The organism is Nocardia sp. NPDC051900, from assembly GCF_044452545.1.
Lineage (GTDB): Bacteria > Actinomycetota > Actinomycetes > Mycobacteriales > Mycobacteriaceae > Nocardia > Nocardia sichangensis.
In genome coordinates this window covers 319,248-335,707 of record NZ_JBITBU010000001.1, presented here as the reverse complement: position 1 = coordinate 335,707, position 16,460 = coordinate 319,248, and the positions used below count along the sequence as shown (strand labels likewise).

Annotated in this window: 14 protein-coding genes; 11 read left to right on the top strand and 3 right to left on the bottom strand. The window is 67.2% G+C overall.

The window, feature by feature from the left end; genetic code table 11:
* Positions 1 to 4: 4 nt before the first annotated feature.
* The 5 genes from ACIA5H_RS01535 (at position 5) to ACIA5H_RS01515 (ending at position 5,466) form a co-directional block, all read left to right on the top strand.
* Positions 5 to 289: a helix-turn-helix transcriptional regulator gene (locus ACIA5H_RS01535; protein WP_355072539.1), complete on the top strand. Its 285-nt coding sequence runs from the start codon at positions 5 to 7 to the stop codon at positions 287 to 289.
* A 209-nt stretch (positions 290 to 498) separates the two neighbouring features.
* Positions 499 to 1,170: a VWA domain-containing protein gene (locus ACIA5H_RS01530; RefSeq protein ID WP_379252888.1), complete on the top strand. Its 672-nt coding sequence runs from the start codon at positions 499 to 501 to the stop codon at positions 1,168 to 1,170.
* Positions 1,170 to 2,168, top strand: a complete 999-nt coding sequence (locus ACIA5H_RS01525; protein ID WP_397073413.1) for a protein phosphatase 2C domain-containing protein — start codon at positions 1,170 to 1,172, stop codon at positions 2,166 to 2,168. Before ACIA5H_RS01530 ends, ACIA5H_RS01525 begins: the two co-directional genes overlap by 1 nt.
* A gap of 11 nt (positions 2,169 to 2,179) precedes the next feature.
* The gene (locus ACIA5H_RS01520) at positions 2,180 to 4,225 is read left to right on the top strand and encodes a hypothetical protein (RefSeq protein ID WP_397073118.1); all 2,046 of its coding nucleotides are present in this window, start codon (positions 2,180 to 2,182) and stop codon (positions 4,223 to 4,225) included.
* A gap of 50 nt (positions 4,226 to 4,275) precedes the next feature.
* Complete coding sequence (locus tag ACIA5H_RS01515; protein ID WP_379252890.1) at positions 4,276 to 5,466, top strand: serine hydrolase domain-containing protein; 1,191 nt, start codon at positions 4,276 to 4,278, stop codon at positions 5,464 to 5,466.
* On the opposite strand, the gene ACIA5H_RS01510 is transcribed toward ACIA5H_RS01515, so the two are convergent.
* The gene (locus ACIA5H_RS01510; RefSeq protein ID WP_397073115.1) at positions 5,433 to 6,686 is read right to left on the bottom strand and encodes an acyltransferase family protein; all 1,254 of its coding nucleotides are present in this window, start codon (positions 6,684 to 6,686) and stop codon (positions 5,433 to 5,435) included. The genes ACIA5H_RS01515 and ACIA5H_RS01510 overlap by 34 nt on opposite strands.
* 20 nt (positions 6,687 to 6,706) lie before the next feature.
* Entirely contained in the window at positions 6,707 to 7,591 is an 885-nt protein-coding gene (locus ACIA5H_RS01505) for an SGNH/GDSL hydrolase family protein (protein WP_397073113.1), read from the bottom strand.
* Between the two features lie 141 nt (positions 7,592 to 7,732).
* On the opposite strand from ACIA5H_RS01505, the gene ACIA5H_RS01500 reads away from it, so the two are divergent.
* The 6 genes from ACIA5H_RS01500 (at position 7,733) to ACIA5H_RS01475 (ending at position 15,054) form a co-directional block, all read left to right on the top strand.
* Positions 7,733 to 8,119, top strand: coding sequence for a hypothetical protein (locus ACIA5H_RS01500; RefSeq protein ID WP_397073111.1), 387 nt, complete (start codon positions 7,733 to 7,735; stop codon positions 8,117 to 8,119).
* A 169-nt stretch (positions 8,120 to 8,288) separates the two neighbouring features.
* Positions 8,289 to 10,094: a hypothetical protein gene (locus tag ACIA5H_RS01495; protein WP_397073109.1), complete on the top strand. Its 1,806-nt coding sequence runs from the start codon at positions 8,289 to 8,291 to the stop codon at positions 10,092 to 10,094.
* Positions 10,091 to 11,344, top strand: coding sequence for a KH domain-containing protein (locus ACIA5H_RS01490; RefSeq protein WP_379252895.1), 1,254 nt, complete (start codon positions 10,091 to 10,093; stop codon positions 11,342 to 11,344). The genes ACIA5H_RS01495 and ACIA5H_RS01490 overlap by 4 nt, the downstream gene beginning before the upstream one ends.
* Positions 11,341 to 13,290 carry a vWA domain-containing protein gene (locus tag ACIA5H_RS01485; protein ID WP_379252896.1) on the top strand — a complete coding sequence of 650 codons (1,950 nt, stop codon included), beginning with the start codon at positions 11,341 to 11,343 and terminating at the stop codon, positions 13,288 to 13,290. Before ACIA5H_RS01490 ends, ACIA5H_RS01485 begins: the two co-directional genes overlap by 4 nt.
* Positions 13,291 to 13,319: 29 nt before the next feature.
* Positions 13,320 to 14,621, top strand: coding sequence for a hypothetical protein (locus ACIA5H_RS01480; RefSeq protein ID WP_397073105.1), 1,302 nt, complete (start codon positions 13,320 to 13,322; stop codon positions 14,619 to 14,621).
* Positions 14,622 to 14,802: 181 nt separating this feature from the next.
* Positions 14,803 to 15,054 (top strand): CsbD family protein, encoded by a 252-nt coding sequence (locus ACIA5H_RS01475; RefSeq protein ID WP_039804891.1) that lies wholly within the window; start codon positions 14,803 to 14,805, stop codon positions 15,052 to 15,054.
* A gap of 77 nt (positions 15,055 to 15,131) precedes the next feature.
* Here the strand turns inward: ACIA5H_RS01475 and ACIA5H_RS01470 are convergent, their stop codons facing one another.
* Positions 15,132 to 16,322, bottom strand: coding sequence for a lipase family protein (locus tag ACIA5H_RS01470; RefSeq protein ID WP_397073102.1), 1,191 nt, complete (start codon positions 16,320 to 16,322; stop codon positions 15,132 to 15,134).
* Positions 16,323 to 16,460 lie beyond the last annotated feature (138 nt).

The following is a 16,460-nucleotide window of genomic DNA, read 5'->3' as shown; positions in this document are numbered from 1 at the left end:
GTTCATGAGTGTCACGTTCGATCACAGAGACGATCCGCGGCCCCCGACATTGGCGTCGCGGGAGCGTCCGGCGCTGAGCAGCAGGGAGATCGAGGTACTACTGGCGTGGATAGCGTCGGACTCGAAGGTGGAAGTCGCTCGGCGGCTGTATATCTCGCTGGGAACTGTGAACACCCACCTGGCCCGGATCAGGGACAAGTACGCCGCGGTCGGCCGGCCCGCGCCGACGAAAGCCGCTCTCGTGGCCCGCGCATTGCAGGACGCGCTGATCGGCATCGACGACCTGTGACCACGGCGTCGGCGGGCAGTCGGGCAAACGGCGGCGTGGTGACGTGGATATCGCGGAGTGGAAATGCGCTGACGCCGGCGATTCGGGTGGCGCGGAGGAAAAACCATTGGGGCGCAGGGATTTGTCGGTCGAACGGTCGACAGTGAATCACCGCCTGCGCCGGTAGCATTGGCACGCCCGGGTGGCAGGGTGAAAGGGAGTGGCACCTGATGAGTGAACCGAAGGCGACAATTCTTCCGGTATATTTCGTCGCGGACGAATCGTATTCGATGGTCGACGATGTGGCGGATCTGAACGCGGGCCTGTCCAGCTTGCTCGACACCTTGCAGGGCGAATCCATGGCCGCGGCGAAGGTGCGTTTCTGTGTGCTCGGGTTCTCCGATACCGCGGTCTGTCATCTGGAACCGACCGATCTGCGGAATCTGGAAGCCATGCCGGAACTGCGGGCGCGTGGTTCGACGTCGTTCGCGGCGGCGTTCGCCGAATTGACCAACCGGATACCGCGCGACATCGCCGCGCTGAAGTCCGCCGGCTACCTGGTCAATCGGCCCGCCGTGTTCTTCCTCACCGACGGTGCGCCGAATCCTGGCGAGGGCTGGGAGGCCGAGCACGCGCGGCTGACGAGTTTCGCGGCCCGGCCGAACATTCTGGCGTTCGGCATCGGCCAGGCCGACGCCGATGTGATCCGGCGGGTGGCGACAAACCCGCAGTACGCGTTCATCACCGCGGCCGGCACCGACACCGGCGTCGCGATCTCGAAATTCATCACTGCGCTGACGCAGTCGGTGATCAATTCGGGCCAGGCGTTGGCGACGGGACAGGCGACGCTGCAAGTAGAGAAACCCGATAATTTCGTCTCGCTCGCCGTGGACACGGTGTGATGGGCTTCCTGAGCAAGCGGGGCAAGCGCTTGCCGGATGATCCGGTGCCCGCGGATCCGGCTGTCATCGTGAACCCGGCACCGGCGGACGAGGCGATCGGACCCACCCTTCCGAGCCGCCCGGCGAGCGAGCCGATCGTAGTCGGCGCCCCCACACCCGCGTTCGAGGCGAAAGCCATCGGCACCGAGTACGGCAGGAATCCGTACCGCGCGGACACCATGATCGACGGATGGTCACGCGGACCGTTCACCATTCGCGCGGCATCGGTGCGTGGTTACCTGCACCGATACAACGGCGCACCGCGTCAGGACGATTTCGCGATCACCGCGGCGCCGGATCGTGATCGACTGATCGTCGCGGTGGCCGACGGAGTGTCCGCGGCGCGGTATTCGCACATCGGCTCGACCACCGCCGTGCGCTACGCCACCCAGTGGCTGGAAGAGCAGCCGGTGGAGGCGCTCGGCGACATCGGATGGCAATCGCTGTTCCAGAACACCGCGTGGATGCTGACCGAGCGCGCCGCCGCTGTGCTTTCGCTGGCGCAAGCCGATGCCGAGCAGGCCGAGCAGGTGCTGGCGACGACGCTGACGTGTGTGGTGTGTGAGAGCGACGCCGACGGCGCGTTGTCCGCGGTGCTGGCCGGTGTCGGCGACTCCGGTGCCTGGTTGCTGTCGGACGAGCGTTTCGTCCCGGTACTCGGCGGCAAGCAGTCGTCGGACTCTGGGTTGACCTCCTCCGCGGTGAGCGGGCTGCCCAGAGTTCCGAACGAAGTCGAGCCCATCTCGGTGACCGTCGAGCCTGGCCAGGTATTGCTGGTCGGCACCGACGGATTCGGCGATCCGCTCGGCGGCGGCGACGGCGAGGTCGGGGCGTTGTTCGCCTCGGTGCTCGCCGGGCGGGTGCCGTCGCACCTGGAATTCGCGCACACCCTGGATTTCTCGCGGGAGACATTCGACGACGACCGGACATTGGTGGCCATCTGGCCGAGGGTGAACTGACGGGATCGGCAGTGACGCAGCAGCGAGTGAAGGTGGGTCAGCTCGGCCCGTTGACCAAGCTGGCGGCCGGTGGTCAAGGGGTGGTCTTCAGCGCGCCGAGCGCGCGCATGCGGTACGCGAAAGCGGTGGTGTACAAGGAATACAAACCCGTCGTGCTGGCGAATGTGGCGGTCGACGTGTTGGAGGAGATGCCCGTTTACCTCGAATCGCTGCCCTTCGCGGAGGGCATGGACCTGCTCTCCCGGGTCGCGTGGCCGTGCAGGCTGGTCGAGGCGGACAACTCCGCCCAGGTGACCGGGTTCGTGATGCCCGCGATTCCGGACGAGTTCTTCATCAAGATGACCATGTCCTCGGCGGTGCAGTCGAAGACCGCGGAGTTCCAGCATCTGCTCAACGGTGACGGTTTCCTGGCGCGGCGCGGCATTCCGCTGACCGACCGGCACCGCTACGAGTTGCTGGCCGAAGCCGCCGAAGCGCTGACGATTCTGCACCGCCACGACATCGCGGTCGGCGACCTGTCACCGAAGAACCTGCTGTTCTCGTTACAGCCGGATCGGAAGGTGTACTTCATCGACTGCGATGCCATGCGGCTGCGGTCCAGGTCGGTCTCGGCGCAAGTCGAGACTCCGGACTGGGAGGTCGAGGTGGTCAATCCCGGAGAGGAACTGGCGACCGCGCGATCGGATGCCTACAAGTTCGGGTTGCTCGCGCTGCGGCTGCTGGCCGGAGACCAGAGCACCCGCGACCCGAACCGGCTGCCCGCCGCCGTGCCCGCTCCGGTGCGGGGACTTGTCGGCGCGGCCCTGTCGCCCGTACCGGCGCAGCGGCCCCGGCCGGGGGACTGGTTGCCCGCGCTGTCCCAGGCCGCGGCGCACGCCGCCACCCGCGCGCCGTCGCCTCCGCCACGGACCACACCGCCGCGCGGAGCGGTGGCGCCCGCCATCGTCACATCGGCACCACCGGTGATCATGCCGCCGCCCGCTGGCCGCGGCCCGTGGGCGCCTCGGATCCCGACTCGGGTAAAGGTGATCTCCGCGCTCGCTCTCCTTGTTGTCGTCGTCGGCTTGCTGGCCGGCAAGATGTCCGGCGACAACGGTCCGAGTGCCGTGGGCAACCGCGCGGCGGCCGTGGCGACCGGACCGCCCTCGGTGACCGCCACGATCGCCGTAGGCGCGCAACCCTGGGGCGTCGCGATCGATCCGACCAGCGCGAACTTGTTCGTTACCAACAGCGCGGGCAATTCGGTCTCGGTGATCGACACGAAGACGAATGTCACCGGGGTGGTTACGGCACCGGGAATGGTGAAGCCGACCGCGGTCGCCATAGATTCGGCGGCGGGGCTCGCCTATGTCACGAATGCCGGAAGCGCCTCCGTGTCACTGATCAACACGCGCAATGGGTCTTTTGCGGGAAGTATCCCCGTGGGCGCGGGGCCGTACGGCATCGCCGTCGACTCCGCCTCTCACACCGCTTTCGTCACGAATTTCGAGGCCGACACGGTGTCGGTGATCGACACCCGATCCAGGGTGGTCACCGCGACGATCCGGGTCGGTAGCCATCCGTACGGCGTGGCCGTCGACCCGAGTTCGCACAGCGTCTTCGTCGCCAACGCCGGTCCGCCCGGCGCCGTCGACCACACGGTGTCGGTGATCGACCCCGCCCTACCGGTCGTAGCGGCCACGATCAATGTCGGGAATCAACCTTGGGGCGTGGCGGTCGACTCCGACACGCGCACCGCGTACGTCACCAATCATGCCGACGGCACCGTATCGGTGATCGACGTTCGAACCCGCGCGGTCACCGCGACGTTGCGCGTCGGGCTCGGACCGGTCGGCGTGGCGGTGGACGGGCCGCGGAAGACGGTGTACGTCACCGACCACGGCCTCGACGATGTGCGTACTGCCAGCGCTGTTTCTCTGATCGACACCCGGACCGGAAAGCCCGACAGCTCGATTCGAGTGGGGAGCCGCCCGCACGGTGTCGTCGTCGATCCGGGCAACCGGACCGTCTACGTCACGAACTTCAGCGACGGCACAGTGTCCGTGATCGGTGACTGATGGCGACGCACAGCTTCCGCCATGGAAAAAGCCGATGGCCGCGGCTCATTGTGGCAGTCGTCGTCGCATACGCCACCGTCGTGGTCGTGGGCGGCGGCTCCGAGCCCGGGGCGCGTGACAACCCGGGGAGCGCCGGGGACTCCACCGCTCTCGGTCGCACGCTGGAGCCCATCGTGCGCGGAGTGCTCGACGCGCACCTCGTTCCGGGCGCGGTGGTCTACGTGCGGACGCGGGACACCGTGTGGCGACAGGCTTTCGGCACGCGAACGGTCGGGCGGAGCGATCCGGTGACCGTCGACGACTTCTTTCGCGTCGGTTCCACCACCAAGACGATGGTCGGCACGGTCGCGCTGCAGCTGGTCGGGGAGGGCAGACTGGCCCTCGATGATCCGGTGTCGAAGTACCGGCGCGGCGTTCCGAACGGCGCCGGCATCACGATAGCCGAGCTGCTGAACATGCGCAGCGGGTTGTTCAGCTATAACGAAGCACCTCAGCTCGCACGAGCGATGGACGACGACCCCGGGCGCACGTGGGAGCCGGAAGAGCTGCTGCGGCTGGGGTTCTCGTCGCCGCCGTATTTCGCCCCCGATGCCGAGTTCCGCTATTCGAATACCAATACGATCCTGTTGGCCTCGGTGCTCGAGCAGATCACCGGTGAGGACATCCGCTCGCTGCTGACGAATCGCGTCTTCGTTCCGCTCGGCCTGACGAACACGTCGTTCCCAGCCCCCGGCGACGCGTCCCTGCCCATGCCGTCCCCACACGGATACCTCTACGGCACCAACGAGTCCGCGCTCACGTCACCGCGGTTGCCCGACGACCAGCTCGCCGCGGCTCGCACGGGATCACTACTGCCGACCGACGTGACGAACCTGGATCCCTCGTGGATCGGAGCCGCGGGCGCGGCGATCTCGACCGCGGGGGATCTGGCTGCCTACGTGCGCGAGCTGGTCGGTGGCGACCGCCTGCTCGGGCCCCCGCTCCAGGCGCAGCGCCTCGACAGCGCGGCTCCGTTGAGCCGGAGCGATCCGGCGGACATCCACTACGGTCTCGGACTCGAGTCGTTCGGGCCGTTGCTCGGCCACGACGGGGCGATCCCCGGGTTCCAGACGTTCATGGGCTATGACCCGGTCACCGATATCACCGTCATCGTGTTGTGCACACTGCGCGACGGGCCCGCGGGCGGGCGGCCCGCGAACGAGATCGCCTACGGTTTCGCGCGCACGCTGATCGGCGGCTGATCCGCAGCGGTGGCCGCACGACGTGGCCGGTCACCAGGTGGGCGTCCGGCGAAGCGTCGCATGATGGGCCGGTCCATACCGTGGTAGATGGCCGCCGCGGCGAGGATCGATACGACCAGTACGACTGTCGCCCACAACGCCCAGCCGCCGATCGAGTACCGGTGCCCGCCGATGAACAGCCGGGTGACGATCACCATGACCGGGAACTGGATCATGTAGAACGCGTAGGAGATGTCACCGAGCCAGACCAGCGGCCGTCTGGCATTGAGGCCGGAGATTCCCGCCAGGTCCCTGGCGGCCAAGGTGGCTATCACCGCCGTCATCGGCGCCACCAGCAGTGCGGACATCTTGTAGTTCACCGGGACGAACCAGGTTGCGCCGTAGACGAGGACCAGCGCTGTCAACGGTGTGGTCAGCCGCGTATTGCGCCAGAGACCTTCGGCGACGAGACGGGCGGCGATGACTCCGAGGTAGAACTCCGGCAGTCGTGATGCCGGGAAAGGGTAACTGAGCCAATATGACGTCGGGATCGGAATATCGGGCTGCGCGAACCATTGTGGTGAGGCGTGAATTTCGAACTCGGGCGAGACATCGCCGCGCAGCAGCCTCGGCGCGAAGGTGTTGGCGATGCCCTTGGGGCCGTCAGCCCACAGGTAGAAACCGGTGTGCAACGCCAGGATCGCGACCAGCAGCGCCGCCACCGCCCACCACAGCCCGCGTCGCGGAATACGCGCGACCATCGGGTAGGCCATGGGAAAGCTGAAGTAGAACAGCAACTCCGCGCACAGCGACCAGGACGGGACGTTGAGTCCGCCCACCGTGGTCCACTTGGGCACCCAGGTGTGCACGAGCAGAACGTTCGGCGCCCACACCACCGCACGGCCGAGCGGGACGCTTGCCGCGACCACGAACACCAGCGCGGCGACCAGATGGGTCGGGTAGATCTTCAGAATTCGGCGGCGATAGAACAACCGCACCGGCATACCTTCGCGAAACGACCAGTAGATGACGAAGCCGGAGAGCACGAAGAAGAAGGTCACCCCCGCAGCGCCCTGCTGCATCGGAGCAAAAGTGTGAATGGTGCGGAACAGCTCCGACTTCTGGAACGGATAGGCCGGGATGAAGACCAACGCGTGCAGGACGAAGACGGCGAAAGCCGCCCACCACCTCGCGCCGGTGAGCGCGGGCAGCTCAACGGCCGGACGATAGTCGGACGGCATGGGCGTGCCGTGCGTCGCGCTCAGAGCCCGAACCGCTGGCGCACCTGCACGGCGACGGCGCCGTTGCCCTGCGCGTTGGGGTGCACCGGGGCGCCGTCGAACGGCGAGTCCGCGCCTGCGAGCCCGCTGATCCACGGCTCCTCCGAGCAACTGGCGTGCCCCGCGGTGATCGCGCGCACGTCGACGAACTCGATGCCGAGCAGCTGCGCGGCGGCACGTTGCGCGTCCTGCAGGCGATCGAGATAAGCGATGTAGCCTTCCGCGCGCGGCTGGACGACCCGTCCGACGACGGCGAGATCCATGCATGCCGCGGGCTGCCCCGGGGGGAAGATCTCCGGGTATCCGACGAGCGCCACCCGCGCGTTCGGGGCGTAGTAACGCACGAACGTGACGACCTCGCGTACGCGGTCCGCGTAGGTCGCGCCGGTCACCGCGTGGTAGTCGGGCAGCCGGTTCTGCTCCGCCGCGTCGAGCCCGCACCCCTCGACGATGTCGAGGAGGCAGTCGGTCGAGGGAAACGCGGTCCCGCTCGACGCGCCCCAGATGTCGTTCAGGCCCGCTTGGATCAGGACGGCACGTGTATCGGAGCCGAACGCGCCCTGCGCGTGGGCCTTTCGCGTCTGATGCACGAGCGTCCAGCCGTTCCCGGTGTCGATCGTGCCGCCGTTGCAGGACACGTCTACGAATCCGGCGGTGCCGGAGAGCCTTGTCGATGTGGCGAGTTTGTTCGGCCAAGAGTTCGGTGACCGAGCGCACCCGTCGTCGGCATGGCCGAGGACGGGTGCGGTGGCGGTGAACGAGTCGCCGAGGACGACCAGCGTCGCGGCGCCGGCCGGATCGGCCGTGGCGGTCGTGCCGGAGGGCAGGGCGAGCAACGAGATCGCAACGAGCGCCGCGGTGGCCATCGACCTACCTCGGACGGATCTCATCGCACACCCAATCTTTCGACAGCACAGGAGGTTCCAGTATCGCGTCGGGCCGCCGCCCGCCGCTGTCGGTCGAACGGCCGACTGCCGTGGGTACCGTGCCGGCACTAGCGTTGCCTCGTGCCTGCTCTCCGATCCGAATCCCGTCGGTTGCCGCTCGCGTTGGGCATCGTCGCGCTCGCGATCGGCGGATGCGCGCAGCCGTCGGAGTCGGCGCCCGCCGCACCGGCAGCGTCGACGTCGGCCACGAGTCCGACTTCCGCCGCGGCGCCCGCGCCGGTGTCGCCGATCGCTCCGGAGCCGATTGCTTCGGCGCCTCCGGAGGCTTCTGTTCCGGAGGCGGCTCTGCCGGAACCCGACGTGCCGGAACCCTTGGCCGAGCCCCCTGTCGGCGTACGCATCCCGCAGCCGCAGCCCGCCGCGCCGCAGCCCAGACCCGCGCCGCAGCAGCCCGCGGAGCCGCCCTCCCTTCCCGACCCTGGTTTCGAGCCGCGTTCCGGGTACTGATCTCCGCGCTGACACATGCCGGAAGAATGGTGGCGAGCGTGCGCGATTCGATTCGGCGGCGCACGCGCGGAGCACGCCATTGCCGGGGAACGCGAAGACTCGGCAAGATATTGCTCGATATCCGTCGAGCTCGGCAAATTTTCACTCTTTCGGGCATGCTTCGCCAAAGTTGCTCAGCGGCAACATGTTCGGAAGTATAATCGGTGGTGCGGGCGTGCATATCCGCACCACCGCCGGGGTGATGAGGTCTATTACTGTGCTCGTGAGCGCCTACAGAAATGCACCGCTGCGGCATCGAATATTGAAGGGCTACGTTATCGTCGCGGACGATATCGATGAAATGCATCGAAAGTTGCGACGATCGTCTCCCGCGTCGTCCGGCGGGGAGTACCCACGAGTGTGTTTCGATGCGAAGCGGCCGGGTTGTCTGTGGATCGACACGGGGCCGGTCTGGGTCAGTGATCCCACGCAGCGCGCCGAGGTCGTCGACGCCCTGGCGGAGGCGGTCTCCGCTGTCGCGGAAGGAGCGCGGAAGGCCGGTGGGTCGCTGTTGCCGTCGGGCATCTCCTGGGGCGTACCGCCGCATCGCCGAGTGTGCGCGGACAGGCATTCCATCGAGATCGCCGACGATCTGCAACGCGAAATTCTCAGCAACCTCATCCGGCGCTACGTTCCCGAACTCATCGCGCTCAGCGGGCGTGCGCTGTTCGTCGGAGGTCGTGTCGCCGGACGTGGCTCGCTTCGCCTGGCGGAATCGAAGGATCAGGTCTCGACGAGATATATCGCATCCGCTTCCGCTCGGCATTTGCGGCGGGTCGAGCAGGCGCTGCGCCGTGATGACCGCGTCTCGGGATTCGCTGTGATGGACGTGAATCCGGTGGGTGACGGTGAGTTGGGAATCCCGAATGTCAGCGTCCGATGCCTCGATGCTCAGGTCTTTCCGAGTTCAGCTGTCGCGCAGGCGGTATTGCTGCAAGCACTCGCGGTACGCGCGCGGATGATGCAGCGGGACGGACGGCGTATGCCCGCCGTCCCGCAGCGCATGCTGGACCGGAACCGATCGAACGCCATCGCGAGGGGGATGAGCGGGGAATTCGAGCACGAGGTGGACGAGCAGCGCAAGTCGCGCGAGCAGGCGACCGTTCGCCGCTCGGCGGCCGTTTCGGTGTCCGATCTGCTGGACGACCTGGACGCCGAACTGCGCGCGATGCAGATCGAGCCGCGCGAGATCCTGCCTTTGCTCTCCGCGCCGGAACTCGCGAAACTGCACCCGGAGTACGCGCAGACCGAGAACGACTTGCTGGCTGTCTGGAGCCGCCGTCGCCGAATCGGAAGCGATGAGATCGCGGCACTGCTGAGAGACCGCGCGGCGTTGGTCGACGACCAGCTGACCAAGCACAACAGGCAGGTTGCTCCGGGCAGCCTGGGCACCTTGGAAGCGGCATGGCGCAGCAGACTTACCGCCCGGCCCCCACGACGCTCGGCGCCGAACGGACGTAAAGGGCCCGCCAGGCCCGTTCGTCCGCGTCGGTCGGACGACGAGATCATCCGCGAGTTGGACGAGTTGACCGAGCAGCGCGACATGGATGAACGGCTGCGGGCTCTGCTGTCCGGTCGCCCGCCGCGAAATCTGGCTCCCGCGCTGTCGCGGCTCGGTCGTGGCAAGGAGGTTCGCCGGGTGCTTCGGCAACCGAACGCCTCCGTGCTCGAACTGGGCGGGCGCGAAGAACTCGGCGACGGCATACCGGACGAGCTGAGCGGTCGGCTGTCGCGGCACGGCCGCGTCTGCGTGCGGCTCGACGTGGCCGAGGCCGAACGGAAAGCCGCCGTGGACGCGATGCTGGGTCTGGCCCGCAGACTGCCGAAGGGAGTGTGCGCCGGATTGATCACCAACCAGGTCTACGTGCGCAAGACCGATCGCCGCGTCAGCATCGAGATGATCGTCTTGAACTCCACCGCAGCGGAGCGGTCGTGAATCGGCCGGTCAACGTCGTGCTGGACATCCGCCAGACCAGCGATCCGCCTACCGACGCGGCCGAATTGCGCGAGTTGTGGACGCGGGTCGAAAAGTATCTGGCCGGCGCCAGTCTGCGCGCCACGGAGAAGGTCGTCGTCCCGCTCCGGGACGACCAGACCTGCGTGCTGTGGATACAGGATCGACTGCGCGCTCCCGACCGGGTCGACGACACCACGGTCTTCTCCATACGAGGTGTCCTGGAGCCCGCGACGGTTCGGCACAGGTGCACGACCTGCTCGGCCGCCGGCGTGGTCACCTACGGACCCTTCCTGTGCAGCGGCTGTGACCAGGGCGATCAGCCGGGCCGGGTGTGCGACGAGCATGCCGTCGTGATCGAAGGTCGCATGACCGCGACCTGCGCGCGCCACCGGCCCGCCTGCTCGTGCGGAGCGGCGGCCACGTTCTGGTGCAACGGGGAACTGTGTCGCGGACGCAACGCGTTCTGTGACCGGCATCGGGTGGGGCACCCCGGCGGCGTGGACATGTCGTATTGCCGGGATTGCTTCCGGCAGAAATTTCCGGATTGTGCGGCGCGGGGATGCAATTCGACCGGAAGCATCGCCTGTGAGTTCGTCGTCGACGGCAGACGCGCGACTTGCGGAAACGCGGCATGCGCCAGGCACGCGTATCGCTGGCAGATATTCGGGCCGCACAAGCGGGGGCTCGGGCTGTGCCCGGAGCACGCGCTGCGGTTGAAGTCGCTGGAAGACCGTCAGATCGTCTTCCAGATCGTGGCGGGAACCGCGAATCGGCGGCGGGGCCCGCGCACCGATAACCGGCGCACATACCTGCGGCTACCGCGGTTGACGATCGTCCGGCATATCTTCATCAATTCTCGTTCCCGCAAACTGGAAATCCATTCCATCGATCGAATGTTCGGCGAACTCCAGCACGACAACCGCACCGACGGCGTCATGCGGCGTCTGTTGCAGGAGCACGAGAAGATACGCAAAGAGGATCTGGCCGCTGCCGAGCGAGATGGGGCACGCGGTCGCGAGCTGTTCGACAAGCTCACCGCATGGTTGCGGGCACGTGGCCGCGCCGAGGTGGCGAACCACATCAGTTTCGCGGACTACCGGCCGCGGTCCAACTTGCTGTTCGTCAATGTCGAGCCGGAATACCTGGGCCGGTTCATCGGTCGCGGCGGCGCGGAGAAGCGAGCGGTGTCGAACGACCTGGGTGTCAGGGTCGAAGTGGAGCGGAAATGACATCGACCGTGTGGGACAGTCGGCGGCACACATTGCAGGTCGCCCGGGGAGACGGCCTCGTCACCGGCAACATCGTCGCCGTCGGCGCCGGGGATCGGGACGACGTGGGCGGCCGGGGAGAAAACGCTCGGGTGGGCGTGCTCGAGGTGGGCGCCGACGCGTCCCGGCAGGCTGCGGTGCGGATCGTCGCCTCGGCTTCCGTCGACGAGGGTTGCGTCGTCGTCAGCACGGAATTGGTCGACGAGCTGCGGCTGGAAGTGCTCGACGAGCACGGATGGCGCCTGAGCGCGACGGCCTGCGAGCCCGCCGCTCGGATCGTCCTCGAACCGCTCACCGAGAACCGTCTCGACGACGTCAGCAGGCAGTTGCGCAATGCGAAGGACATCGTCGGCCAGCAGATCCATCTCGGCAGCGGCGACGCGTGGGTCTTCGCCGACGGCGAGTCGTTCCGGGTGCGGCAGGTCTTCGACCGCTCCGGGCGGGAGCGAACGGACCTCTGCTATATCGACCCCGAGACCGAACTGGACGTATTCCTCGCCGGCAATCGCAACGGGGTCGACATCGTGATCCTCGCCGATTGCAGTGGTTCGATGAGCTGGGACGATATCGAGGACCGCGCCGACGTCGTCCGGCTCGGGCTGCGCAGGAGATCCAACTACATCTCGCGGATGGATGCCCTGAAACGTTCGCTCATGGACATGGTCGAGATCCGTCGGCACGTGACCGGGCGGGTGGCCCGCATCGCCTTGGTGAAATTCACCACTACGTCGATGTGCGTCTTCCCGAGATCGGGCTCCATGGCCGAGATCCAGGGCCCCGACGACGAGCGGACGTTACGAGAATTCCAGGGCGCCATCGGTTTGCTGCGACCGGAGAACGCGGCGACCGACATCGGGCAGGCCTTGCACTTCGCGTCCGATCTGCTGCACCGCCACGGCGTGCCGGGCAACGACCGGTTGATCGTTCTGGTCAGCGACGGAGCCGATTGGAAGCAGCAGGGCGAGGAAACCGCCGGAGAGGCCGTGGTCGCGATCGCCGATCCGGTCTCGTTGATGGAGGAATTGCACGAGTTCCTCAACATCAACCTTCATGCCGTCGGAATCGGCGATCGCGACACGTTCATGCGCTGGTGGCAGACGAACCGGCCGGCCGGACACCAGGATCCGCACATCAGTGTGATTCCGAACCACACGCTGCTGCGGGAACTGGTGCAGGTGGGTGGTGGCGACCCGAGCCGCACCGGCGGGGTGGACGTACTCCACGGCTACTTCGCGGATCTGGGCACCGGTGTCGCGCATCATGTGGGCAAACCGTCCGACCCCGGCGGCGCCAGGCTGCAGTCGACGATCGACACACTCCATCCCGCGGGTCGCCGGATCGACAGCGAAATGAGCGGAAAACTCGCGAGCCTCTCGGAGGAATCGCTGGATCTGCGGACCCAGTTGAACGATCTCTCGCGCCGATGCGGTGAGAGCGATCTCTTCGGGCATGTGCACCACAACAAACTGCTGCACCTCGGGCGTCCGCTGCACGGTGCGCGTGATTTCACGTCCTGGATCATGGATTGCCATCACGCGTTCGGCGAGACGTTGGACCGGCGGCTCAAAGGCGAGCAACCCAAGGAACCGAAGGACCGGTACGGAATCGACGGCGTCTACGACAAGATCCGGGATTGGCGGATGGACGCGGTGCGGCGGTTCAGGAACGCCGACGGGCACGCGTTCGTCGAGGGACGGGACGCCGAATTGCTCGGCGCCGTCTGCCTCAAGTTGACGGGCCGGAAGGTCCTCGCGGACGACGACGCCGAGTCGTGGACGAGGTTGCAGGTCGGCTTGCTGGCAGGCGTCATCGAGGTGCTGCGCAACGTCAAGACCGTGCTGGAGAACGCCCCGCTGTCGGCGAGGGCGGAGCAGTATGCCGAGGTGTTCTCCGTCGAGGGCTATTAGTCCTGTGATCACCGGACGCAGGAGAAGCCGTGGCCGCTGACGTATTCGCGTGCCTGATATTCCGGGCGCGCTGGAAGGCCGAGCGAACGCCGTCGTCTCGTGGCTGGTCGCCGGGTCCCCTCCCGGTGCCGATCCCGGCCGTCGAAGCGGCGGCGGGTCGTGCAGGTGAATCGGTGGTTGCCGACCGCAGCGCTCGGACCGGGTACTTCTCCGCCCGCGTGCACGACGCGCTGTACAGCGCGCAGGACACCGGGGCCACCGGCCGTTGGCACAGACGGTCGAGCGGCGAGCCGCCGGAATGGACAGGTGCGGTAGTCCACGACTGGGAATTGCTGTTGGACGAAGAAGGCGGCTACGCCGTCGCGCACGTGCGGCTGCCTCAGCAGGCTGTCGAGGTGCTGTCCGAACTCACCAAGGTGCGCGGCGAGGGCCGCCGATGGCTGTCCGCGCTCGTCGACGACGTGACTTTCGAGCCGGTGCGACCGCGCGTCGTCACTCACTTCTGCTGGGCGGGTGATCGGATACCGGAGCCGGTTCCCGATCCGGCCGCCCTGGCTTCGTGGTCCCCTATGCGGCGATGGCAGTGGTTTCTGGCCTCCGGCACGTCGGCGGCGGACGGTTTGCCCGACCCCGCCGATCCGCGGATCTTCGCAGGCACCGTTCACCTCTCGAGTGATTGGCGCGCGGCGATTCTGCGGGACGGCGTGACCTACACCGCGCTGACCTCCACCGAGGCCACCGATTTCCACGCCGTCGCGCGCGCCTACGTGCGGTCGATTCATCTGGACGCCGTTCTGCTCGGCTTACTGCAATTGAACGCCTTGCACCGCATCGCGGATCGGATCGCGGGCATCCGGGTCGACCGCACCGGCGCGGGGGCGGTCGAGTCGCTGGAGGCGGAGATCCTCGATATCCGCGCGCGGTTGTGGTGGAACAACGTTTCCGAGCGTGGAGTGCAGGTCGCGGAGGTGCTGCGCGCCTTCCAGAATCAGCACCGGATGGCCGATCTCTACGCCCAGGTCGTCGCCGACCTCGACGATATCTCCCGTTACCTGCAAGCGCGCCGTGCGCGGCTGGAGGACGAGGCGCTCGCCGACGCGCAGGCACGACAGCGCCGCGCCGAGGAGCGCCATCGCGTGTCCGAGGATCGCGATCGCCGCAATCAGACCACCATCGCGGTGATCTCGTTCGTGCTGTTGCCGTTCGCCGTCACCTTCAGCGGCGCTGCTGTGCTCGCCGAGCCGAGTGTGTCCGCCTTCGCGTGGAGTATCGTCGCGGCCCTCGTGTTGTCACTTGCCCTCGCGGTCGCTTCCTTTCTGCGTGATCGCTGACCCGAGCGGCCGGATCCCTACGGGAATTGGCGGGCTCCGGGCAGCGGTTCGTACGGCTGTTCGCGTCGCGGTCGCGCGGGAACGAGTGAAGACGACCCGTGGCAGCGCTCACAAGGTGATTGGCTCTGCCGGACACGGGTATGCGACCCATGTCAGCCGACAAGGAAATGGGAGGTATGTGATGCCCGAGCATCGGAGCGGACCCCTGGAAGCTGTCGAAGGTGTCGTCGAGGACGCCAAGGGGAAGGCGAAGGAAGCCGCTGGCGTCGTCACCGGTGACGAGGACCTGAAGAAAGAGGGTCGCGCACAGCAGGACAAGGCCGAATCGCAGCGCGAGGCGGCGCAGAAGGAAGCCGAGGCCGAAAAGGCCCGTGCGGAAGCGGATCTCGACGAGGCCCGGCAGAGCGCGTACGAGAGCGGCAAGGACGCCTAGCTCCCGCGAGATTCGATGCGGCCGTTTGGCGGAACGGCCCGTCACCGGCCCGGCGGTGAACCACCGCCGGGCCGTTCTCAGCAATTACTCGGCGCGGGAACACCTTTGAAGCGCGCTTCCAGCCAACTGAGCGCGGACGGCACGCCGAGCACCGCGGCGGACAGATGGTCCGGGCTCGGGAATTTCTCGTATTGCACTCGCGCACCCGCGGCGCAATACCGCCGAACCGTAGCGTCGACCGACTCAACCGGGATGAGAGTGTCCTGCTCCGCCCGCCATTGGTAGCTCGGCGTGACCGGGATGTCTTCGTAGAGTTCCAGGCTGTTCTCCTCGAGCACCTCGCGTGCGCGCTTGTCGTCGGCCAGTGAGTTCGAGGCCGCGACGTCCACGATGCCGCGGCCTGCGCCGACCAGCAGGATGTCGTTGGTGCAACTGTTGGCGATCCGATTGCGGACCGACAACCCGAGCGAATTCAGCTGGTCACTCACCGGCAGCCGCGTCGGGTACTCACGCTCCAGCCCGAGGGCGGCGGCGAAAGCGAGACCGAACACCGCGTGCGGCGCGTAGCCGAGGCCCTCGATCATCTTGACCAGATTCATCGGCACCCCGCCCGAGGCGACCCCGACGAGCGACAGTTCCGGCGCGTAGGTCGGCGCCAGCGCGGCCGCCCACGCGCTCGCCATGCCTCCGCCGGAATAGCCGAGCAGGCCGACCGGGCTGTCCGCCAATCCGAGTTCGGCGACCCGCCGTGCGGCGCGGATGCCGTCCAGCGTGATCATGCCGCCGAGTTTGGCGGCGCCGTAGGCACTGGTGGGTCCGAGGTGGTCGGGGAGAGCGACCGACCAGCCGCGCAGCAGGAGGGCATTGAGCGCGGGCGCTTCGCGGATCGACAGGTTGGGGTCGCTGGTGTAGAGCACGCGCGACACCGTGCACTGGGTGCCGAGTGCGTTGATGATGTGCTGATAGGACAGCAGTGGCCTACCGGGAGTGGGATTCTGCGGCGTCAGCACGGTGGTGGTGGCCGCGATCGGCTCGCCCGCGGAGTTGGTGGAGCGGAATTTGATCATCGTGACCGTCGAGCCGGGAAACATCGGTAGCGCGGGCATCGGGCGGACGGCGAGGACGTCGCCCGGCGCGGCGTGGTCCAGTCCCGGCGAAGCGGCGTAGAACGGATCCGGATCCGGTGCGGGGTAGATCGGTTGCGCCGCGGCCTGCGGTGTGATCACACAGAGGGCGGCCGCTGCGGTGGCGATGAATAATCGAAGCATGGTTTTCGTCGACTCCCCTTCATCACAACGTGCTGTTCAGTAACGCTGGTGTGCTGAAGCCGAATGCAGCCGGACACCGGTCGCTCGCGACCGATGCCCGGACCTGCACACTGTAGGGGACGATCGGGAAAAAGCCGA